The sequence below is a fragment of the Larsenimonas salina genome, from assembly GCF_023736155.1.
Taxonomy (GTDB): Bacteria; Pseudomonadota; Gammaproteobacteria; order Pseudomonadales; family Halomonadaceae; genus Larsenimonas; species Larsenimonas salina.
In genome coordinates, this window is the sequence record NZ_JAMLJJ010000008.1 from 25,917 (window position 1) to 47,802 (window position 21,886).

The 21,886-nt window shown below is 61.4% G+C and carries 21 protein-coding genes; 13 read left to right on the plus strand and 8 right to left on the minus strand.

The genetic code is table 11. The annotated features are described in order from the left end of the window. Nucleotides 1–2: 2 nt before the first annotated feature. The 5 genes from NAT23_RS13235 to NAT23_RS13255 all read right to left on the minus strand — a co-directional run bounded on the left by NAT23_RS13235 (nt 3) and on the right by NAT23_RS13255 (nt 4,760). Complete coding sequence (locus NAT23_RS13235; RefSeq protein ID WP_251929060.1) at nt 3–1,340, minus strand: sensor histidine kinase; 1,338 nt, start codon at nt 1,338–1,340, stop codon at nt 3–5. After that, nucleotides 1,337–2,014: a response regulator transcription factor gene (locus tag NAT23_RS13240; protein ID WP_251594330.1), complete on the minus strand. Its 678-nt coding sequence runs from the start codon at nt 2,012–2,014 to the stop codon at nt 1,337–1,339. The genes NAT23_RS13235 and NAT23_RS13240 overlap by 4 nt, the downstream gene beginning before the upstream one ends. A gap of 3 nt (nt 2,015–2,017) precedes the next feature. Further along, nucleotides 2,018–2,383 (minus strand): PepSY domain-containing protein, encoded by a 366-nt coding sequence (locus NAT23_RS13245; RefSeq protein ID WP_251594328.1) that lies wholly within the window; start codon nt 2,381–2,383, stop codon nt 2,018–2,020. Between the two features lie 83 nt (nt 2,384–2,466). Next, nucleotides 2,467–3,756 (minus strand): HlyC/CorC family transporter, encoded by a 1,290-nt coding sequence (locus NAT23_RS13250; protein ID WP_251929062.1) that lies wholly within the window; start codon nt 3,754–3,756, stop codon nt 2,467–2,469. Nucleotides 3,757–3,839: 83 nt separating this feature from the next. Continuing rightward, nucleotides 3,840–4,760 (minus strand): cytochrome C assembly family protein, encoded by a 921-nt coding sequence (locus NAT23_RS13255; protein WP_251929064.1) that lies wholly within the window; start codon nt 4,758–4,760, stop codon nt 3,840–3,842. A gap of 96 nt (nt 4,761–4,856) precedes the next feature. Between NAT23_RS13255 and ffh the strand changes: the two genes are divergently transcribed. The 11 genes from ffh to NAT23_RS13310 all read left to right on the plus strand — a co-directional run bounded on the left by ffh (nt 4,857) and on the right by NAT23_RS13310 (nt 15,781). Continuing rightward, nucleotides 4,857–6,275: a signal recognition particle protein gene (gene ffh, locus NAT23_RS13260; RefSeq protein ID WP_251929066.1), complete on the plus strand. Its 1,419-nt coding sequence runs from the start codon at nt 4,857–4,859 to the stop codon at nt 6,273–6,275. A 144-nt stretch (nt 6,276–6,419) separates the two neighbouring features. Next, nucleotides 6,420–6,680, plus strand: a complete 261-nt coding sequence (gene rpsP / locus NAT23_RS13265; protein WP_251594320.1) for a 30S ribosomal protein S16 — start codon at nt 6,420–6,422, stop codon at nt 6,678–6,680. Nucleotides 6,681–6,685: 5 nt separating this feature from the next. After that, a complete protein-coding gene (gene rimM, locus NAT23_RS13270; protein WP_251929069.1) occupies nt 6,686–7,240 on the plus strand; it encodes a ribosome maturation factor RimM in 555 nt (184 codons plus the stop codon). Between the two features lie 36 nt (nt 7,241–7,276). Next, a complete protein-coding gene (trmD, locus tag NAT23_RS13275; RefSeq protein ID WP_251929071.1) occupies nt 7,277–8,059 on the plus strand; it encodes a tRNA (guanosine(37)-N1)-methyltransferase TrmD in 783 nt (260 codons plus the stop codon). 146 nt (nt 8,060–8,205) lie between these two features. Continuing rightward, nucleotides 8,206–8,562, plus strand: coding sequence for a 50S ribosomal protein L19 (rplS, locus tag NAT23_RS13280; RefSeq protein WP_251594314.1), 357 nt, complete (start codon nt 8,206–8,208; stop codon nt 8,560–8,562). A 123-nt stretch (nt 8,563–8,685) separates the two neighbouring features. Further along, nucleotides 8,686–9,579: a site-specific tyrosine recombinase XerD gene (xerD, locus tag NAT23_RS13285; protein ID WP_251929073.1), complete on the plus strand. Its 894-nt coding sequence runs from the start codon at nt 8,686–8,688 to the stop codon at nt 9,577–9,579. 1 nt (nt 9,580) lies between these two features. After that, nucleotides 9,581–10,315, plus strand: coding sequence for a thioredoxin fold domain-containing protein (locus tag NAT23_RS13290; protein WP_251929075.1), 735 nt, complete (start codon nt 9,581–9,583; stop codon nt 10,313–10,315). Nucleotides 10,316–10,445: 130 nt separating this feature from the next. Beyond that, complete coding sequence (locus tag NAT23_RS13295; RefSeq protein WP_251929166.1) at nt 10,446–11,765, plus strand: homoserine dehydrogenase; 1,320 nt, start codon at nt 10,446–10,448, stop codon at nt 11,763–11,765. 42 nt (nt 11,766–11,807) lie between these two features. Next, nucleotides 11,808–13,196: a threonine synthase gene (gene thrC / locus NAT23_RS13300; protein WP_251929077.1), complete on the plus strand. Its 1,389-nt coding sequence runs from the start codon at nt 11,808–11,810 to the stop codon at nt 13,194–13,196. A gap of 85 nt (nt 13,197–13,281) precedes the next feature. Beyond that, entirely contained in the window at nt 13,282–15,084 is a 1,803-nt protein-coding gene (gene recJ / locus NAT23_RS13305; protein WP_251929078.1) for a single-stranded-DNA-specific exonuclease RecJ, read from the plus strand. An 88-nt stretch (nt 15,085–15,172) separates the two neighbouring features. Next, nucleotides 15,173–15,781, plus strand: a complete 609-nt coding sequence (locus NAT23_RS13310; RefSeq protein ID WP_251929079.1) for a YitT family protein — start codon at nt 15,173–15,175, stop codon at nt 15,779–15,781. Between the two features lie 25 nt (nt 15,782–15,806). Here the strand turns inward: NAT23_RS13310 and NAT23_RS13315 are convergent, their stop codons facing one another. Continuing rightward, nucleotides 15,807–16,235 carry a VOC family protein gene (locus tag NAT23_RS13315; protein ID WP_251929081.1) on the minus strand — a complete coding sequence of 143 codons (429 nt, stop codon included), beginning with the start codon at nt 16,233–16,235 and terminating at the stop codon, nt 15,807–15,809. A 190-nt stretch (nt 16,236–16,425) separates the two neighbouring features. On the opposite strand from NAT23_RS13315, the gene NAT23_RS13320 reads away from it, so the two are divergent. Beyond that, the gene (locus NAT23_RS13320; protein WP_251929083.1) at nt 16,426–17,049 is read left to right on the plus strand and encodes a CGNR zinc finger domain-containing protein; all 624 of its coding nucleotides are present in this window, start codon (nt 16,426–16,428) and stop codon (nt 17,047–17,049) included. A gap of 102 nt (nt 17,050–17,151) precedes the next feature. Here the strand turns inward: NAT23_RS13320 and NAT23_RS13325 are convergent, their stop codons facing one another. Beyond that, entirely contained in the window at nt 17,152–19,875 is a 2,724-nt protein-coding gene (locus NAT23_RS13325) for a heavy metal translocating P-type ATPase (protein WP_251929085.1), read from the minus strand. Beyond that, on the minus strand, nt 19,872–20,330 hold the full coding sequence (locus tag NAT23_RS13330; RefSeq protein ID WP_251929086.1) for a MerR family transcriptional regulator: 459 nt from the start codon (nt 20,328–20,330) through the stop codon (nt 19,872–19,874). The genes NAT23_RS13325 and NAT23_RS13330 overlap by 4 nt, the downstream gene beginning before the upstream one ends. A gap of 208 nt (nt 20,331–20,538) precedes the next feature. On the opposite strand from NAT23_RS13330, the gene NAT23_RS13335 reads away from it, so the two are divergent. Beyond that, nucleotides 20,539–21,813, plus strand: coding sequence for an OmpP1/FadL family transporter (locus tag NAT23_RS13335; protein ID WP_251929088.1), 1,275 nt, complete (start codon nt 20,539–20,541; stop codon nt 21,811–21,813). Nucleotides 21,814–21,886: the final 73 nt, after the last annotated feature.

Consider the following 21,886-nt stretch of genomic DNA (forward strand, 5'->3'; position numbering starts at 1 on the left):
GGCTAGGTTTTGGCAGTCGAGGAGGTAGGCCAGGGCAGTGTGATCGATGCCCTGAGCCCGCCGAGCTCGCTGTCATCGAGCGTCAGCGTTCCGCCGTGATGGCCGACGATTTGTTCAACGATTCCGAGTCCAAGGCCGTGGCCTGCTACCTGTTCGTCCAGCCGGGTGCCTCGATTGAGAACGTCGCCTCGATATTCCGGTGCAATACCTGGTCCATCGTCATCGATTTGAAGCGTTAGCGCCTGACTGGTGGTCGAAAGCGTCAGACGCGCCTGGCTGGTCGCCCATTTCCCTGCGTTATCGAGCAGGTTACCAAGCACTTCCAGCACTTCGTCGCGGTCCCAGGGCAGTGAGGCGGGGCGGTCGCCCGCCACGCAAAACCGGACCCGCGCGCCATGAATTTCACGCAAGGTGTCCAATAGCGGCGGCAGGTCGCTTTCCGGCTTGAATCGGGCGGCGGCAGAAACTTCGCCGGTATCGAGTCGAGCGCGCTGAAGTTCGCGCTCGATCAAGCGGTGAATATCATCGAGGCGGTGGCGTAGCCCCTGCTTGATGTCCGGAAGATGATCCAGTTCCTCACGGCCCAGTAGTGCTTCCATGACCGCAAGCGGGGTTTTTAGAGCGTGCCCGAGGTTGGCAATCCCGTCGCGCGAGCGGTTGAGCACTTGTTCGATTCGGCTGAGTTGATGGTTGAGCTCGGTGACCACCGGTGCGATTTCATCCGGCATCGGGGTTTCAAGTGTCATGCGCTGGCCTTCGTGCAGCTGAGCGAGTTCGCGCTGCAGGCGGTCAAGCGGTTTGAGCCCGAGTCGGATGACCCGGCGCTGAATCAGTACCAGAAGGCCTGCCATGGCGCCGCCAAAGCCCCAGATCGACCAGCGAAGCCAGGACAGGCGTTCGGTGACCGGGGTGTAATCGAGCGCCGTCGTTACGTCGAGCGTATGGCCGCCGCGCTGGTAGGTGCCGCTCCAGACCAGCAGCTTCTGATTGCCCGGGCCGTCGGCGAGGCCGGGCACCAGTCCATCGCCGTGCTTGCCGATCTGGTAGTCCCAAAGCGAGCGTGAGCGAACAGCCTGACCGTCGTCGATCCGAATCGAGAAGTAGTGCCCCGAGTAGACGCGATTGAACGACGCTCGAAGACTTTCGGGGTTGGGGTCGTGCTTCAAGTCGTCGAGCGTCGGCGTGGCGATCAGGTTTTCAGCATCTTCCTGAAGGCGTTCGCCCAGGTAGTTTCGAGTGACGTGGTCGAACAGCAGCACGCTGCCCTGAGACAGCAGCAGCATGACCACAAGGCTTGCAATCAAAAGCCCCAGATCAAGTCGACGCGTCAGCGACATCATGGAGTAGTGTCGCCACCAAAGCGGTAGCCTTGCCCTCGTTGGGTCACGATGATGCCCCGGCCGAGCTTCTGTCGCAGGTGGTTGATGTGCACTTCAACCACGTTCGGATTGCGTTCATGCTCACTGTCATACAAATGATCGAGTAGGCGATCCTTGGAAATGACATGCTCTGGGTGGTGCATCAAATAGCGCATGATAGCGAATTCGGCGCGGGTGAGGCTCACGGGCGTGCCATTGCTGTCGCGAATTGCGGTCTGGCTGTTTTCATCAAGCGTCACGCCGCCGACGTTGAGCGTCGGGGACGGGCGTTGACCGTGACGGCGTCGAACCAGTGCCTGAAGCCTTAGGATCAGCTCGTCGGGATGAAACGGTTTGGGCAGATAGTCATCGGCCCCGGCGCGAAGCCCGGTGATGCGCTCACTCCAGCTCGAGCGGGCTGTCAGAATCAGGATTGGAATATCGAGCCCGGCTTCACGCCATTCCTCAAGAAGGCTCAGGCCCGGTCGGCCGGGCAGACCAAGGTCCAGCACGATGACGTCATACGGTTCCTTCACGGCCATGTTGGCCGCGTCGCGGCCGTCTGTGTACCAGTCGACCGCGTATCCGTTACGGCTGAACAGCGCGTTGAGTTCGTCCGCGAGCGGCACGTTGTCTTCTACCAAAAGAAGCCGCATAACTTACTCTTCCTCATTGGCGGTAATGTAATCGCCGGTAACGGCGTTAAACTTAAGCTCCCAGACCATGCCGTCCTGGTCAAGAAGTTCGATCTCATAGACGTAGCGCCCCTTGGCATCGCACTCGAGTTCGGCTTCGAGCAGCTTGCCGCTATGGTGGTGGCGTGCTTTTTCCAGTATGGCAGGAAATGCCTTGATGTGGCCTGACCGGGTGAGGTGCAAGACATCGTCTTGAGAAAGTCCGGCGCTGCAGGGCGCTGCCGCGACCGTAAGCGATGACAGCGCAAATGCCATGCCCATGCTCCACCCCGATAACTGGGCCATCAGCGCCCGCTGGGCCGATCGGTTTTGGTGCGCGTCAAAAGGCATGGAATGCTCCATTTCTTCTAAAGCGCTCTAGCGTACTGGCTTGGCTTGCAATAAACCTGAATCAGCCCTTGACGTGCAGTGTTTCAAGACTCCTCCCGCGGCGGCCGGCGTAGGGTGGCCTGCCAGCAGCGGGCTGCCGTGATCAGGTTGTCCTTGACGTCAAGAATCTCCATGCGGGTCGTGCCGATCTGAAGGCAGGCGGTGGCGTCCGGGAAGGATTCGAGCTGCTCAAGGATCAAACCGTTGAGCGTTTTCGGGCCGTCGGTTGGCAGTTGCCATCCGAGCACCTTATTGACTTCGCGGATGTTGGCGGTGCCTTCGATGACGTAGCTGCCATCGTTTTGGAGCTGAATGTCCTGATGGGTGCCGGACACGTCAGTCGTGAACTCACCAACGATCTCCTCGAGAATGTCCTCAAGTGTCGCAAGCCCCTGAATGTCGCCGTACTCGTCAACCACGATGCCGATGCGGCGCTTTTGCTGCTGAAAGTTCAGCAGCTGGGTATGGAGCGGGGTGGATTCAGGGATGAAGTAGGGTTCGCGGGCCTCCTGCACGATCGAGGCCTTGGTGACCTCGCTTCTGGACAGAAAGCGAGCGGCATTGCGTAAATGCAGGATGCCGATGATGTTATTGATGTTGCCCTTGAACACGGGCAGGCGCGTGTGCTGGCTTGAGCGAATTTCCGAAAGCAGGGTCTCGAGCGGCTCTTCGAGATCAAGCCCGACCACCTCGTGGCGCGGCACCATGATGTCGTTGACCGTCACGTTTTCAAGATCGAGGATCGAAATCAGCATCGACTGGTGGCGTCTGGGGATCAGCGAACCGGCTTCATGCACCACCGTTCGAAGCTCGTCTCGAGTCAGGCTCGAGGCGCCGCCGGAAACGTCCTTGACGCCGATCAGGCGCAGCAGTCCGTTGGATATGCCGTTGACCAGCCACACCAGTGGATAGAGTATTTTTAAAAGCGGCTCGAGAATGATCGAGGCGGGAAAGGCGATGCGCTCGGGTTTGACGGCGGCCAGCGTTTTGGGCGTGACCTCGGCAAAGATCAGCACGACCAACGTCAGTACGGCGGTGGAAATGGCCGGGCCGGACACCTCACCAAAGACGTGAATGGCAATGATGGTGGCGATCGAGGCGGCGAGGTTATTGACGAAATTGTTACCGATTAAGATAACGCCGATTAGGCGGTCCGGTCGTCCAAGCAGTTTCAAGACTCGCTTGGCGCCCTTGTCACCGGCCTTGCCTTGATGGCTCAGGCGGTAGCGGTTGATGGACATCATTCCGGTTTCGGAGCTTGAAAAAAACGCCGACAGGGCAATGAGCAGTATGAGCAGGGTGAACATCAACCCTAACGGAGTGTCGTCGCTCAACGTTTACGCATCCTCAATAACAAAGCAGAAGCTGGTTTTATGGATTCAGGGCAGGCCTGTCAAGCCGCAGCTCGAGCTGCGGCTCAATAAATCAGGGTCATGGCAAGCTTGCTGCCCAGGTACGCCATCAGCAGCAGCGCGCTGCCGGCGAGCGTCCATCGCACCGCGCGCTGGCCACGCCAGCCCTTTTGGTGGTGCCCCCAGAGCAAGACGCCGAACAGTACCCAGGCCATCAGCGACAGTACCGTTTTATGGATCAGGTGCTGGGCGAACAGGTTGTCGACGAACAGAAAGCCTGAAACGATGGCCAGGCTCAAAAAGAACATGCCCCAGCCGATGGCCTCGAACAGCAATCGCTCCATTCGTACCAAAGGCGGCAATACCTGAACGATACCGCGAAGGTGGTGTTTCTTGAGTGCGTGCTGCTGAAAGGCCAGCAGGATGGACAACACGGCGGCAATGCTGAGCAGTGCGTAGGCAAGAATTGAGGTTGCGATGTGCACCAGAATGCCTGGTGTGAACCCGGACTCGATCATGTTGCCCGGAAGACTCACCACGGCCATTACCGAAAGCCCTGCTATTGGCAGCAGTACCGCAGCGGCTGCGATGATGGGCTTGAACAGGCTAATGATGATCAACAGGGCGGCCATCATCCAGCAGGCGAGTGATGCACTTTCGGAAAGGCCCAGGTTGACGCCATGGGTGGCGTTGATCGAGAAATACACGACAACGGCATGGCTGACCGCGCCCAGTCCTCCGAGAAACTGAATGGGGTGGGGTCTCAAGGCCACGCGACGGGCAAGCGCCATGGCTTGCCACAGGCCTGCACTGAAATAGAGGACGGTGGCGGCTAGGGCGAAGGGCAGCGCCGGTATCACAAGCGTTATCCTTATGGAATCGAACAGATCGGCGGAAACTACGTCAAGGCCACTATAACGCAACCTTGAGGCCAAGACATCCGACGTATCGGCCCGTTCATTGCGGTCAATCGACGCCGCACCCATGGAGGCCGTCTCGTCATGTGCGTATAATCGCCGCAAATTACGAAATTACCCAGGCGTCGCGTCGTTACACGCGGTGCTTCCTTGCCGGAGAGGCTTATGTTTGACAGCTTGACAGATCGCCTGTCGCACACGCTCAGATCGATTTCCGGGCAGGCGAAACTTACCGAAGACAACATCAAGGACACCCTGCGGGAAGTGCGTCGTGCGCTTTTGGAAGCGGACGTGTCACTGGCGGTGGTGAAAGCCTTTGTCGATCAGGTGCGCGAGCGCGCCGTGGGTCAGGAAGTTTCAAAAAGCCTGTCGCCGGGCCAGCAGTTCGTCAAGATCGTCCAGCAGGAGCTGGAATCGATCATGGGCGAGGCGAATGTGCCACTCGAGCTCGGTCGCAAGCAGCCCTCGGTCATCTTGATGGCGGGCCTTCAGGGGGCGGGCAAGACCACTTCTGTGGCGAAACTCGCCAAGTACCTGCGTGAGCGCGAGAAGAAAAAGGTGCTGGTGGTCTCGGCAGACATTTATCGTCCCGCCGCGATCGACCAGCTCGAAATGCTGGCGTCCGAGGTCGGGGTCGACTTCTTCCCGTCGCACAGCTCTCAGAAGCCGGTCGATATCGCCAACGCGGCCATCAAGCATGCGGGCATCAAGTTCCACGATGTCGTTCTGGTCGATACGGCCGGTCGTTTGCACATCGATGAAAACATGATGACCGAGATCAAGGACCTGCATAAGGCGGTATCGCCGCAGGAAACCTTGTTCGTGGTCGACGCCATGACTGGCCAGGATGCGGCCAATACAGCCAAGGCGTTTCACGAGGCGCTGCCGCTGACCGGTGTGATTCTGACCAAGGTCGACGGTGACGCCCGTGGCGGTGCCGCGCTTTCGGTGCGACACATTACCGGCAAACCGATCAAGTTCCTCGGGATCGGTGAGAAGACCGACGCGCTCGAGCCGTTCTATCCCGACCGTATCGCCTCGCGCATTCTCGGCATGGGGGACGTGCTCAGCCTGATCGAGGAAGCCGAGCGTACCGTTGATAAGAAAAAGGCCGATCAGCTTTCCAAGAAGATCAAGAAAGGCCAGAGCTTCGATCTTGAAGACTTTCGCGATCAGCTCCAGCAGCTCAAGCAGATGGGCGGCATGGGCAGCCTGATGGATAAGCTCCCCGGTATGGGGCAGATGGCTGAGCTTGCCAAGGGGCAGGCCAGCGAGAAGGAATTTGGCAAGCTCGAGGCGATAATCAACTCGATGACGCCGAAAGAGCGCCGCAAGCCAGAGCTCATCACCGGCTCGCGCAAGCGCCGCATCAGTGCCGGCTCCGGTACGCAGATCGCTGACGTCAATCGTCTTCTCAAACAGCACAAGCAGATGCAGAAGATGATGAAAAAGATGGGCAAGAAAGGCGGTATGCAGAAGATGATGCGCGGCATGAGCTCCATGATGGGCGGAAGCGGCGGCATGGGTAATGGTCAAATGGGTGGTCCCATGGGCGGAGGCCCGGGTGGCTCCTTCCGCAAATAACGCCTGCCTTGTGGTTCCCAAGCCTTGAAGTTTCCCGTAAAATACGGCGGCCTCAAACCTACGTGCCCGCATCATGCGGGCACGTGAGTGTTTCAGCCGGGCAAAAACTGCCCTGATCGTCTTTAACCAAAGGAATTGAGCGATATGGTTACCATTCGTTTAGCTCGTGGCGGCGCCAAGAAGCGTCCGTTCTACCAAGTCAACGTTACCGATTCGCGCCGCAAGCGTGACGGCAGCTTCATCGAGCGTCTTGGCTTCTTCAACCCGGTTGCCCGTGGTGGTGAAGAGCGCCTGCGTCTTGATCTGGACCGCGTCGCTCACTGGGAAAGCCAGGGTGCACAGCTGTCTGACCGCGTGCGTGAGCTGGTCAAGGAAGCTCGCAAAGCCGCGCCGTCCGAGGCGTAAGATCGATGTCAGCCCTGAAGACGTCCGTACAAGGTGACAAGAGTGCCTCCGAGCGGGTGCAGCTTGGCACATTGACAAGCCCCCATGGCGTCAAGGGCGGCCTCAAGGTGTATTCCTACACCAGTCCCATCGAGAATATCTTTCAGTACCCTGACTGGCTGGTCGGCACGGGAGAGTCGTTGACTCCCATGCGCGTTCGCCAGGGGCGCCCGCAGGGCAAGGGTCTGGTCGTGTTTCTGGACGGGGTGGATTCACGCACCGATGCCGAAGCGTTGGCTGGCGCCACGATCTGGCTGCCTACTCAGAAGCTCGAGCCGCTCGGTACGGATGAATTCTATTGGTATCAGATTGAAGGTCTCTCGGTCGTTACCGTGTCCGGCGATGTGCTTGGCCGAATCGAGTATCTGTTCGAAACCGGTGCCAATGACGTACTGGTGGTCAAGGGCGATGCGGACAGTCTGGACAAGCGTGAACGGCTTTTGCCCTATATCGATGGCGTGGTTCAGCGCATCGATCTGGAGCAGGGCGTCATGACCGTGGACTGGGATCCGGAGTTTTAACATGCGCCGGAGCCAACATCCGATGGGGTGTGTGCTGTGTGGATAGGCGTTGTGTCGCTGTTTCCGGACATGTTCGAGGCGCTGACGCGCCACGGCGTGACCGGGCGAGCAGTCGACAAGGGGCTTCTGAGCGTTCGCTTCTGGAATCCTCGCGACTACGCCACTGACCGGCACCGCACCGTGGATGATCGGCCCTATGGTGGCGGGCCGGGCATGTTGATGAAAGTCGACACGCTGCGCTCAGCCATTGCCGATGCTCGGGCCGCAGCGCTCGATCACGGCGAGGACGCCACGCCTGCGCGCGTTATTTATCTGTCGCCGCAGGGGCGGACACTGGATCAGCAAGGGGCGCGAGAATTATCGGGCCGAGAAAAGCTGATTCTGGTCGCCGGGCGGTATGAAGGGGTCGATGAGCGCGTGATCGAGGCCGACATCGATGAAGAGTGGTCGGTTGGTGATTACGTTCTAAGTGGCGGCGAACTACCGGCCATGGTGTTGCTTGATGCCGTCGCTCGGCTTGTGCCGGGAGTGCTAGGGCATCAGGGGTCGGCCGAGGAGGATTCCTTTGCTGATGGGTTGCTGGATTGCCCCCACTACACCCGGCCGGAAGAAATCGACGGCAAGCGCGTTCCGGACGTGCTTCTGAGTGGCAACCACGGCGAAATTCGCAAGTGGCGGCTCAAGCAGTCACTGGGCCGAACCTGGCTCAGACGCCCGGAATTGCTCGATGACCGAACGCTTGGCAAGGAGGAACTTTCCCTGCTCGAGGCGTTCAAGAAGGACTACGTCGCAGACAGCGACGGCGGTGCATCCTCCTAGCCCGGTGAGCGGTCGACATCAGGGCGAGTTCGGTGAAGCCGACAGGATGTGTCATCCACAAGGTGACTCCCGCGTTTTCGAGCGCCGGGATCAACGCCTGCCGTGCATTAATCGGTGGGCATCAAAGAACAGTTTAGGAGCAAGTCATGAGCAGCAAGAACAAGGTGATCCAGGCAATCGAAAACGAGCAGATGAACAAAGACGTTCCTGCGTTCGGCCCGGGTGACACCGTTGTGGTACAAGTCAAGGTTGTCGAAGGCAGCCGCGAGCGTCTTCAGGCGTTCGAAGGCGTGGTGATCGGTAAGCGTAACCGCGGCCTGAACTCTGCCTTCACCGTGCGCAAGATCTCTCACGGCGTTGGCGTCGAGCGTACCTTCCAGACGTACAGCCCGGTCGTTGACAGCATCTCCGTCAAGCGTCGCGGTGACGTTCGTCAGGCCAAACTGTACTATCTCCGTGAGCGTAGCGGTAAGTCCGCACGCATCAAGGAAAAGCTGTCCTAATCGCGTCATTACGCGAGGCCGGTTTGAACACTGGCCGACAGCAAGGCCCCGCTGGCATGATTGCCGCGGGGCTTTTTTTATGCGCTCATCGCATTTTTTGAAGCGCACGCGCAAGGAGTGGCAATGGCCGAGCATGATCCGTTGATCGACACCTTTCTCGACGCGCTCTGGCTCGAACGGGGCGCAAGCGCCCATACGCTTTCGGCCTACCGCACCGATTTGAGGCACTGGCTGCGCTTTCTCGACCAGCAGCAGGCGTTGCTGCTCGAGGCACGCCAAGACAACGTTGAGCGTTTTTTCAGCGAGCGCCTCGCACACGGCTACAGCGAGCGCTCCAACGCTCGGCTACTGTCGAGTCTTCGCAGGTTCTATCGCTGGGGGCTTCGAGAAGCGATCATCGATCATGATCCGGTCGGTCGGGTCGCGATGCCGAAGGTGCGACCCGATCTTCCGGATACGCTGGACGAGGCCGACGTCGACGCGCTGCTCGAGGCGCCCGATACCGACGAGCCGCTCGGGCTCAGGGATCGAGCGATGCTCGAGCTTCTGTACGCCTGTGGTCTTCGGGTCAGTGAGCTTGTGGGTCTTCGGGTCAACGATCTTAACCTGCGACAAGGGGTGGTGCGGGTGCACGGCAAGGGCGACAAGGAGCGACTGGTGCCGATGGGCGAAGCCGCGATCGACTGGTTGACCCTCTATCTTCGGGTGGGTCGGCCGGCCTTGATGTCGGTGATCACGCGTGACCCGCTCTTTCCGGGCCGCGGTGATAACTTCATGACCCGCCAGACCTTCTGGCACCGCATCAAGCGCCACGCACTCACGGCCGGCATTCGCAAACCCCTGTCGCCGCATACGCTCAGACACGCCTTTGCCACCCATCTTCTCAATCACGGGGCACATTTGCGTGTCGTTCAGGAACTTTTAGGGCACAGTGACCTCTCTACGACCCAGATCTATACCCACGTCGCGCAGGCGCGTCTGGAAGCCCTGCACGCCACTCATCATCCAAGAGGTTGATATGATCTCACGCACCTACATCGGCCGCCTGATGCTTGGCGGCTTACTGGCACTGACGGCTCATCAGGCGATGGCGGACACGACAGACCTTGCCGACAAGCTGGTCGTCAACGGCAAGAAAATGCCGGTCCAGTCGGTTGCGAGCTCGCCCCTGCCGGGCATCAACGAGGTCCAGCTGACCTCGGGTGAAACCTTTTATACCGACGATCAGGGTCATTATCTGCTGGTGGGCGATCTGTACAAGAACACCGACAAGGGCCTGGTCAATCTGACCAAACAGAAACAGGCCAATGCCCGTCAGGCGATGATCGATAACGTCGACGAAAAGAACATGGTGGTGTTCAAGCCTGCCGGTAAGGTCAAGCACGTGATCACGGTGTTTACCGACACCACATGCCCGTACTGCCACAAGCTGCACGAGGATGTGCCGACGCTCAACAAGGCCGGGATCGAGGTGCGCTATCTTGCCTTCCCGCGGGCAGGGATGAACTCGAAAGGCGCCGAGGAACTGGCAAGCGTCTGGTGCTCGGCCAACAAGACCGAGGCGATGACGGCTGCCATGAACGGCGACGGCAAGCGTGGCAAGAGCGGTTGCACCAGCAAGGTGGCCCAGCAGTATCAGCTCGGCCAGCAGGTCGGCGTACAGGGCACGCCTGCGATCATGATGCCAAACGGTGAGCTGATTGCCGGGTACCTGCCGGCCGAACGATTGATCGACATGATCGATAACTCGTAACTCATCGCGCGCTCGGCATTCATTGCCGGCGGCTTTGACGTTACACTGGGCGGCCCTTATTTAGATTTAGAGACGCGGATCGATTCGATCCTTTTTGGACACACGGTTGGGTAGCAAAACGATGACAACGTTGGAACCGGTCAAGGTAGGAATCTGTGGTCTAGGCACGGTAGGCAGTGGCACGTTCAATGTGCTCATGCGCAATGCCGATGAAATCGCGCGCCGTGCCGGACGGCCGCTCGTGGTCGAGCAGGTTGGCGCGCGTCGTGACAACCCCGATTGCGACCTGACCGGGATCAACATTACCCGCGATGTGTTCGAGGTTGCGCGCAATCCCGAGATCGACGTGGTGGTCGAGCTGATCGGCGGCTACGACGTTGCCCGTCAGCTGGTGCTTGAAGCCATCGACAACGGCAAGCACGTCGTGACGGCCAACAAGGCGCTGATCGCCGTTCACGGCAACGAGATCTTTCAGGCCGCGGCCGAGAAGGGCGTGATCGTTGCGTTCGAGGCCGCAGTCGCCGGGGGGATTCCGGTCATCAAGTCGCTGCGTGAAGGCCTTGGTGGCAACAAGATCCAGTGGCTGGCCGGCATCATCAACGGCACCGGCAACTTCATTCTGACGCACATGAGCGAAGACGGCCGTGATTTCGACGACGTTCTGGCCGAAGCACAGGCGCTCGGCTACGCCGAGGCCGACCCGACCTTCGACGTCGAAGGTATCGATGCCGCGCACAAGCTGACGATTCTCGCGTCCATCGCCTACGGCGTGCCGCTTCAGTTCGAGAAGGCCTACACCGAAGGCATCTCGCAGATCACCAGCGAAGACATCGAACAGGCCGACAACCTCGGCTACACCATCAAGCACCTGGGCATCTCGTGCCGTACCGAAGAGGGCATCGAGCTTCGCGTGCATCCGACGCTTCTGCCCAAGCAGCGTCTGCTTGCCAATGTGCATGGCGTCAAGAACGCCATCGAAATCATGGGTGACGCCGTAGGTCCCACGCTCTATTACGGCGCCGGCGCAGGCGCCGAGCCGACGGCCTCTGCAGTCGTCGCGGATCTTCTGGACGTGGCGCGTGACATGGCCACCGAACACAAGTACCGCACACCGTATCTGGCCTTCAGCGGCATCAACGAGCAGGGCGAAGCGGCTCCGCAGGTACTGCCGATGGAAAACATCGTTACCGCCTACTACCTGCGCCTTCAGGCCGTCGACCGCCCTGGCGTACTGGCCCGGGTCGCCTCGATCCTCTCCGAGCAGGGCATCAGCATCGAAGCGCTGATCCAGAAGGAAGCGACCGAGGGCGAACTGGTGCCGATCATCATGATGACGCACCGCACCCGCGAATCCAGCATGAACGAGGCGATCCGCCAGCTCGAAGCGCTGGCCGACGTGGCCGGAAGCGTCACGCGCATTCGTGTGGAAAACCTCGACGACAACGCCTGATGATGCCCGCGCCGGCTCGGCGCGGTAACCGTGAGATCAACGATGCGTTATATCAGTACGCGGGGAACAGCCCCCGCTCTCGATTTCGAGGAAGTGCTGCTGACAGGCCTTGCAAGCGATGGCGGCCTGTACGTGCCGGAAACCCTGCCGCAGTTCAGTGCCGACGAGCTTTCTGACATGGCAGGTCGTCCCTACAGTGAAGTGGCGTTTCGGGTCATGAAACCCTTCGTCGGTGACAGCATCGACGACGCCACGTTTCGCCGGCTGATCGATGAAAGCTATGCGACCTTCAAGCACGACGCCGTGGTTCCAAGCGTTCAGCTTGGCCCGAACCACTACCTGCTCGAGCTGTTCCACGGCCCGACGCTTGCGTTCAAGGACGTCGCCCTGCAGCTGCTTGGCCGGCTTCTGAACCATTTTCTTGAAAAGCGGGGCGAGAAGGGCGTCATCATGGGGGCGACGTCCGGTGATACCGGCTCGGCCGCGATCGAAGGCTGCCGGCACAGCGATCATCTGGACATCTTCATCCTGCATCCGCATCAGCGGGTCTCTGAAGTGCAGCGGCGTCAGATGACCACGGTGCTGTCCGACAACGTCTTCAACATCGCCATCGAGGGCAACTTCGATGACGCCCAGGCGATCGTCAAGGGCAGCTTTGCCGACCAGGACTTCCTGAACGGCACCCGCCTGATCGCGGTCAACTCGATCAACTGGGCGCGGATCATGGCCCAGATCGTTTATTACGTGTACGCCGCCGTCAATCTTGGCGCGCCGCACCGTGAGGTCAGCTTCACCGTGCCGTCTGCCAACTTCGGCAACCTCTACGCCGGGTTCACCGCAAGCCAGATGGGCCTGCCGGTCAAGCAGTTCGTGATCGCGACCAACGCCAACGACATCCTTCACCGCACGCTTGCCGACAACGACTTCTCCAAGAAGGCGCTTCTGGCAACGCTTGCGCCCTCGATGGACATCGTCGTGTCGTCCAACTTCGAGCGGCTGCTGTTTGACGCCTATAACCGTGATGGCGCGCAAGTGCGTGCGCTGCTCGAGCGGTTCCAGCAGGAGCCGGCAGCGCTTGCCGACGCGCCGCTGTCGCACCTTCGTGAGCGCTTTGACAGCGCAACGCTTTCAGATGAAGGCATCATCGATGTGATTCGAGACGTGTTCGAGCGTACCGGCGAACTGCTTGACCCGCACACGGCCACCGGCTTCTATGCCGCCGAAGCCAAGCGCTGGGATCAGACCACCCCGATGGTCACGCTTGCCACGGCCCACCCGGCCAAGTTCGAGGACGCCGTGGTCAAGGCCGGTTTCGAAGGCGCGCCCCTGCCGCCATCGATGGCGGATCTTCTCGAGCGCGATGAGCGCTATGAGGTGCTGCCGGCCGAGCTCGAGGCCGTTCAGCGCTTCGTGGCCGAGCATCGCCGCTGAGCGCGTTCAGGCGCTAAACACGAGTCACCCGTTTCACTCTCGCGGCAAGCGAGGGTGAAACGCCCGCGTTCGATTCAGGTACCCAATGACCCCGACTTCCTCCAGCGTGACGCCGCGCATCACCCGGCGCGTTTTGAACGAGTCCGTGTATCGCGAGGCGCAGGCGTTTGGGCTGTCCGAGCTTCAGTCCCGGATTCTTGCCGGCAGGCTCGATACGCCCAGGGCACCGGTCGAGGCGCTGGTCAATCCGAGCCTTCGACACATCGCCCATCCCGAGCGGCTGATCGATGCGCCACGTGCTGCGGCCCGCATTGCCCAGGCGGTCGAGGCCGGTGAGCACATCGGTATCCTGACCGATTACGACGTTGATGGCATCACCTCCCACGTGGTGATCCTTCGAACGCTCAATGAGCTCTTCGGTGTGCCGCGGGCGCGTCTTCATAGCCTGATCGGTCACCGCATTCAGGACGGCTACGGCATTTCCCAACCGCTGGTGGACAAGACGCTGGCGCTGACGCCACGTCCAAGTCTCATCATCAGCGCCGATTGCGGCTCGTCCGATGAGGCGCGGCTTGCCCAGCTTGCAGCGGCCGGCATCGACGTGGTGGTGACCGATCACCACGCACTGCCCGTCGACGGCCCGCCGCGCTCGGCCCACTCGGTGGTCAATCCCTCGCGCGCGGACTGCAACTACCCCGACACCACCATTGCCGGCTGCATGGTGTCGTGGCTGGTGATGTCGCTGACCCGTTCGGTGCTGATCGAGCGGGGACGGCTCGAGGCCGAGTCGCCCAAGCTGTCGCCGTGGTTGTCCTACGTGGCGCTAGGGACCGTGGCCGACTGTGTCTCGCTCGGTGACAGCGCAATCAACCGCGCCGTGGTCACCCTCGGGCTTTCCTTGATCAATCGGATGGACGCGCCGTGCTGGCGCGTGATGGCCGAGCGGCTGGGGCCGGACAGCACGCCGTTCGATGCCGAGACGCTGGCGTTTCAGATGGGCCCGCGCATCAATGCGCGCTCCCGCCTCGATGACCCCTACGCGGCGCTTCATTTCATGCTGGCCGAGCGCGACGACGTCGCCCGCGAGTATCTGACGCTGCTCGACCAGGACAACCAGGCCCGCAAGACAATCGAGCAGACCATGGTCGAGACCGCGCGGGCTCGGGTGCAGCCGGCGATCCGGGATGAGGCGCGGGTGCTGGTGGTCTTTCTTGAAGAGGGCCATGCCGGGGTGCAGGGGATTGTGGCCTCGCGTCTGGTGCAGGCCTACGGCCGGCCGGCCTTTGTGCTGACGCCGGCCGCCGACCCCGGCATGCTCACCGGTTCTGGCCGCTCGGTGGACGGTGTGCACCTTCGCGACGCGCTTCAGCGTGCGTTCGAGCTGGCGCCCGAGGCGCTGCCGCGATTCGGCGGTCACAGCGGCGCGGCCGGGGTGGGGCTGCCCATCGATGCGGTGGCGGCGTTCACGCGCGCGATCGTTCAGGCGGTGGATGAACAGCTCGGCACCCGGCCGCTGTACCCCCGCATTCTCTGCGATGGCGAACTGGCCCCGGCGCAGATGAGCCTGGCAACGCTTGATGAGCTTGCGCATCTGGCGCCGTTCGGGCGTGAATTCGATGCCCCGGTGTTTGAAGGCGAATTTCGGGTGGATCAGGCCCGGCTGGTCGGCAGTGAGGGCAACCATTTGATGCTGACGCTGGAGGCCGGCGGGGCCTTGATCAAGGCGATTCGATTCCGGGCGGTCGATCCGGGCGATGCGCTGCCAGTGGCGGTCGACGATCGAGTGCGTGTGGCGTTCAAGCTCAACCGTAACCGCTTTCGAGGGCAGGAATCGATCCAGTTGATGGTCGAGCATATGGAGGTGGTAACAGCGCTCGACAGGGCGTAAGAGGCTGAGTAGGTTTGTTGTGGGGCGGCGCCACAAGCGAAGCCCGGATAACCACTACCCATGTGGCACAACAATAAAGGACATCATCATGATGCACTCGGTACTTCACCATCGACCCTGGGAGGACGCGCTGGCAATTTTGATCGGCGTCAGTCTTACCGCCCTCGGCATCCAGTTCTACAGCGACGCCGAGCTTCTGATCGGCTCCACCGCAGGCCTTGCGCTTTTAATCAGCTACGTGACCGGCTGGAACTTCGGCCCGATCTTCTTCCTCGTCAACATTCCGTTCTACTGGCTGGCCTTTGTGCGGATGGGGGTTGCCTTCACCCTCAAGACCTTTACCGCCATTGCGCTGTTGTCGCTGTTCTCGATGGCGATGCCGCACTGGCTGGGCCCAACCCACGTGCAGCCGCTGTACGCGGCGCTGGTGGGAGGCTCGTTGATCGGGCTCGGCATTCTCGCGCTCTTTCGCCACCGGGGCAGCCTCGGCGGCATCAATATCCTCGCCCTCTATCTTCAGGATCGGCACATCGCCCGCGCAGGTCACATCCAGCTTGCCATCGACATCGCCCTGATGGTCGCGGCGCTTTTTGTACTGCCGCCTGAAAAGGTCGCGCTCTCGGTGGTCGGGGCGGTTGCCTTGAACGCCATCGTGATGATCAACCACCGGCCTGAGCGTTACCGCGGCGAAAGCTGAAAGGTGTTTCTGGTTTCCAGGCGGCTCAGTAATTGGGCCAGAGCCCTGGTGTGGCCAGTTCCAGTAAGTGCCCGTCGGGGTCACGGAAATAGATGCTGTCGCTTCCACCGGGCCAGTGGGTCCGCCCTTCGATCTCGACACCGTGCGCCGTGAGATGGGTTTCCCAGGCCGGCAGGCTCTCTGCCTCGATGGCAAAGGCCAAATGGGTGCGTCCACTGCCATCGTGAGGTGGAATGGTGCCCATGTCATCAGGCAGCACGACGTTGTCATCGGTTTGCCCCTTCTGAAACAGCAGCAGCATGGTGTTGCCGGTGGGGTAGCTGGTGAAGCGCTCATCACGTCGAAACGACTCGAGTCCCATCACGGTTTCGAAAAACTGCTGTGCGCGAGCCATGTCCTCGGTGTAGAGCACGCTTTCAAGCACGTGGCCAAGCGGGGGCGCGGTCGATGTCATGTCGGTTTCCCTGTTGCTGAGCGTGATTTCAGGCTAGCAGAAGGGCGGTGGGTGTGAGGGTGCTGAAGCGCCGTGGTCATGATCGATCCGACGGGCTGTGCACATGCGCGCAAGATGAGGGCGATGCGGTGACGGTCATGGTTTCTTCGCCGACCAGGGAATACTCTGTTGATATCGTCAAGGAGGCGTCATGTCCCGCTCAACGAAAGTGCTCTGGCCCCAACGCGATTTTATTGCCGGGCATCCGGCGCTTGATTTTCTGAATACGGTGGACGATCCCGGCCGCAGTCGCCGGCACAATCGCTTGAGAGACTGGCCGGCGCTCATGGCCTGGTTCGAGGCATCAGGCGTGCTCAGCCGTGCGTGGCGAGAGCTTTTTGAAACCGGTGAAAGCGCCGACCGTCACGCACAAATACTGCATGACATCCTGACGCTCCAGCAGCTTTTTTACGAGCACGTGCAGGCGCACGTGAATGGCGCGCCCCAGATGCGCCTGGGGGATGCGCTCAATGCGCGCTTGAGTCGGGCACTTGGACGGGCGCACCTGGGCCAGTCAGGTGAGTGCATGGAGTCAAGTGAGTACATGGAATGGCGTGTCGCCTCGATGTCGCCAGCGCGGTGGGAGGACGCCATTGCCCTTGAGATCGAGGCGTTTCTTCGAACGCACTCGCTTGATCAAGTACGTCAGTGCGACGGCTGCAGCTGGTTCTTCATCGATCACGGACGTGGGCGGCGTTGGTGCCGCTCGCACGTCTGTGGCTCGCGCCACCTCAGAAAACGAAAGCGCGCCTCCCCAAACCGCCTCGAGCCCTAGGGCGTCACTGCGGTTTCTTTCCGCGCCGTGCGCGCCAGGGGCCCCAGAACCAGCCGATGATCGCGGCGATCACTAGTAACCCGCAGGCGTTGACAAAAAAGGTCATGAGCGTGTCTCCCGGTGCAAGGTAACGCGCCGCAGCCGGTTGGCGTTACTGACCACGGTCACAGAGGACAGCGACATGGCAAGCGCCGCGACCATCGGTGACAGCAGCGTGTGGGTCAGCGGATAGAGCGCACCGGCGGCGATCGGGATACCGAGCGTGTTGTAGCCGAACGCACCCCACAGATTCTGTTTGATGTTGGCAAGCGTTGCCCGGCTCAGCGCGATGGCGTCGGCAACGCCATGAAGGCTATCGCGCATCAGGGCCATGCCGGCCGATTTGAGCGCAACGTCGGTACCGGTACCGATGGCAAAGCCGACATCGGCCTGAGCGAGCGCCGGTGCGTCGTTGATGCCATCACCGACCATGCCGACGCGCTTGCCCTGGCGTTGATAGGCTTTTATGGCCTCGAGCTTGTCCTCCGGGCGGCATTCGGCTCGAACCTCATCGATGTCGAGTGCTCGGGCGACGGCTTCGGCGGTGGCTTGGCTGTCCCCAGTCAGCATCACAAGCATAAGACCACTCGCTTTAAGCCGTGCCACGGCGTCGACCGCATCCGGGCGAATCGGGTCGGCGATGGCATAGAGCGCGGTGAGGCGCTCATCGCAGGCAACGTACACAACCGTAGGGGCCTGCGCTCGCCAGCGTTCGAGGACAGGCTCGCCGTCGGTCAGTGCGACCCCGTGTTCTCCCATGAACGCTCGGTTGCCGATGCGCCAGTGCCGGCCGGCCGCGTCGCGTGCGGCCATACCGCGAGATGTGACCGAGGTGATATCGACCATCTCGGTATCGCGGGCCGCCTGAATCGGCTCGAACGCCGAGAGCGCACGCGCAAGCGGGTGCTCCGAGCGGGCTTCGAGCGCCTTGACCACCGCCGCGGTGTCGTCGCCTTCGTCCATCTGCCAGTGATCGATGACCGAGGGCTTGCCCTGGGTCAGTGTCCCGGTCTTGTCGACGACCAGCGTATCCAGCCGGCTGGCACTTTGAAGGGCGTCGCCGTCTCGAATAAGCACTCCCATGGTCGCGCCGCGGCCGACCCCGATCATGGTCGAAATGGGCGTGGCAAGCCCGAGTGCGCAGGGGCAGGCGATGATCAGCACCGAGGTCGCGACAATCAGCATGTGCATGACCTGCGGCTCGGGGCCGAGGTTGTACCAGACAAGGGCTGCGAGTACCGCTGCAATCATGACCGCCGGCACGAACACGGCGGCGACCCGGTCGGCAAGCCGGCTGATCGGCGGCCGTGAGTTCTGAGCCTCGCGCACCTGACCGATGATGCGTGAAAGCGTCGTATCCCGCCCGACCTGGGTGGCGCGGTAGATCAACGTGCCCTGATCGTTGAGGGTGCCACTGGTGAGGGTATCGCCGACGCGCTTGGACACCGGTACCGGCTCGCCGGTCAACATCGACTCATCAAGCCGGCTTTGCCCTTCCTCGATTACGCCATCGACCGGCACGCGCTCGCCCGGGCGTACCCGCAGCCGGTCGCCGACCGCGATGCGCTCAATCTCAACATCCTCGTCTCCGTTGGGGCCGATTCGGCGCGCGGTCGATGGCCGAAGGTCCAGCAGCGCCCGCAGGGCCTGAGAGGCCTTGCCGCGCGAGCGCACCTCCAGCGCCTGCCCGGCGCTGATCAGCCCGATGATCATCAGTGGCGCCTCGAAGTAGAGATGGCGGGTACTGTCGGGAAAGAGTTCGGGCCGGGCGACCACGGCCATCGAGTAGCCCCAGGCCGCAGCGCTGCCAAGTGCCACCAGCAGATCCATGTTGGCCTGATGGTGGCGTACGGCCTTGAACGCCGCGGTAAAAAAGCCGCGCCCGGCGGTGGCCATGAGCGCGAGTACCAAAAGGCCCACGCCGAGCCAGCAAAGACGCTCGGTACCTGAAAACGCCGGCATGTGCACGAACATCAGCCCCATGAGCAGCGCGCCCGGCACCAGTGCGAGCGCGCTGTCTCGCACCTTGTGCCGAAATTCCCTGGAGGCGTTGTCGCTTTGCGCGGCGTCGAGTGCGTCGGCGTTTTCGGCCACGCTCGCGCCATAGCCGGCGTCCTCGATAACGCGCACAAGCGCCTCGGGCGACAGCCGGGTCGAAACCTGGGCGCTGCGGCTGGCGAAGTTGACCGTCGCGCGGTCCACGCCGTCGGCGCGGTCCAGTGCGTTCTGGATGGTGGCCACACAGCCGGCGCAGGTGATGCCGGTCAAGGCGAGCTCCAGTGTTCGCCCCTCCTGTTTTTCAACAGCGGACGACGTATCGGCGGGATCGCGGGCGGCCGTGGGGGCATCTTCCGGTTCGACAGGCTCGGCATGCGGGGGCTCAGTGGCCGGGGGGTGGCCGGCCTCTGTAAGTACGCGGTCGATGTCGGCGTCAGCCGCAACGGAGGTGATCGTCAAACGTTTTTGAGCCGGCTCGCCCTCGACGGTCGCCTCCGAATCGAGACCCTGGATCGCACGACGCATTTTTGAGACGCAGCCCTGGCAGTTCATGGTGGCGACCTGGCGCATGCGTGTGGCCGGGCGTGCGGTGAATCCAGCGTCCTCCACGGTGCGCTCGATGACGGTTCGGGGCTTGGTGGACCCGATGACAAGGTGGTGAGTATCGAGCGTGATCGTTGCCTGATCATCCAGGGCCTCGAGGCCGCGTCGGAGCTTTTTGACGCAGCCCTTACAGGAGAGGCCCGTCAGCTCGAACTGCATCTGATGCGGGGTGGCTTCGAAGGTCATTGTCTGTCTCCCTGCGGGGATGGCGCGTCGGGCGTCATTTCGTCGGCGGGTGTTTCCCAGTGCTCGATCAGTTGGCAGAGCGTATGACCGTTCGGGGCAGCGTTCGGCATGCTCGACCAGCTCTCCAGCGCGTCTTCCATACGCTTGGCAAGCTGTTCCAGCGCCCGTATTTCCTCGCGCACCTGTGGCAGCCGTTCGTTCAAAAGATCACGCACCAACGGGCAGGGCGAATCGCCGTGTTCGGTGTGGGCCAGAATGTCGTGGATGTCTTTCAGGCTAAAGCCAAGCGTGCGGGCCTGCTGAATGAAGCGCAGGCGTCTTAGCGCCTCATCATCATAAAGTTGGTAGCCATTATTCGGGTTTCTAGTCGAACTAATTAAGCCCTCTCGGGTATAGTGGCGCACGGTTTCGGCCGTGACACCGGCGGCTTTTGCCACTTCGCTGACTTTTTTCATCGCGCCGACCTCGTGTCGAATAGGCCTGCAGTTTAAAACCTTTGGGTAACACAAAGGTCAAGCGCTGCGCATCGATATGAACGTCGGCCGACCTTGGTCGTGCGGCCAAGGTCGGGATTGACCGGAAGGTCAGGTTCTTCCAAAACATAAGAGATTGCGGTAAACGCCCGTTTGAATGGCAAGAGCCGCGTGAGCAAGGGACATGACCATGAAAAAGAAGACGCTACACCTAAGCGCAGGACTGATCGGACTCTGGGCATGCTGGCCGGTCTGGGCAGGCGGTTTTCAGCTCAACGAGCAGGACGTGGTGACTCAGGGCACCAGCTTCGCCGGCCGGGCCTCGACGCCGACCAACGCGGCCACCGTGTTCAACAACCCGGCCGGCATGTCGTTTCTTGACCAAGCGCAACTGACCGTCGGTACGGTCTACCTGAACCTTTCAAGCGACATCACCACCCGAGACTCGGGGCAGCCGCTGACTGGCCTTCCGGTCTCCGGTGAGAGCGACGGGGACATGATTCCGGGTGAGGCGATTCCGTTCGGGTACGTCGTGGTGCCGCTCGACAAGCGCTGGACGTTCGGATTTGGGGTTTACGTGCCGTTCGGCCTGATCACCGATTACAGCGACGACTTTCAGGGCCGCTACTTCGGTGACTACAGTCGCGTTGAAGTGGTCACGGCGCAGCCCACGCTTTCCTACAAGTTCAACGACCAGTGGTCGCTTGGGGTGGGCGTGACTTATAACTGGATCGACGGCAAGCTGGGTGCAGCGACCGCCAACCCGCTTGACCCTACCAATGAAGGCGACGTCAAGGTTGAGGGCGATGATCAGGCCTGGGGCTACAACGTCGGTTTGATGTATCAACCGACCAAGGCCACCACGCTCGGTCTTGCCTACCGCTCGAAGGTCGATTACAGCCTGGACGGCCATACGACCTACAACAACACGCTCGACAGCGCCACATTCAACATCGTGTCGGCGCGAAGCGATGCCAAGCTCGACATCACCCTGCCTGAATCGGTCGAGCTCTCACTGACGCAGAAGCTCGACCCGCGCTGGACGGTCATGGCAAGCGCCACATGGACGCACTGGAGCCGCTTCGATGAGCTCTACGTCGAAAACAGCAATCCGCGGGTGAACGACATTCAGGAGCCTGAAAACTGGGACGACACATGGATGTACGCCGTCGGTGCAAGCTATCAGCTCGACCCGGCCTGGGTAGTGCGTGCAGGCGTTGCCTATGACGAATCGCCGATGGATGGCGCCACCCGCACGGTGCGTGTCCCGACCGGCGACCGCTGGATCTACTCACTCGGCGCCGGCTGGCAGCCGACCGATACGCTGACCTTCGATGTTTCCTACAGCTACTTCAACGAAGAGAGCGTGAGTGTCAGCCAGAGCAACCCGCAGCGCGGCACCTATGACGCCGGCTACGACAGCGACGGCCATGGCTTCGGTGCGCAGGTGACATGGCGCTTCTAAGGGGGGCGTTCGAGCCCTTCGTCCAACACGTGCTACATCAAGGCACGACCCAACGCCCGGCACCTGCCGGGCG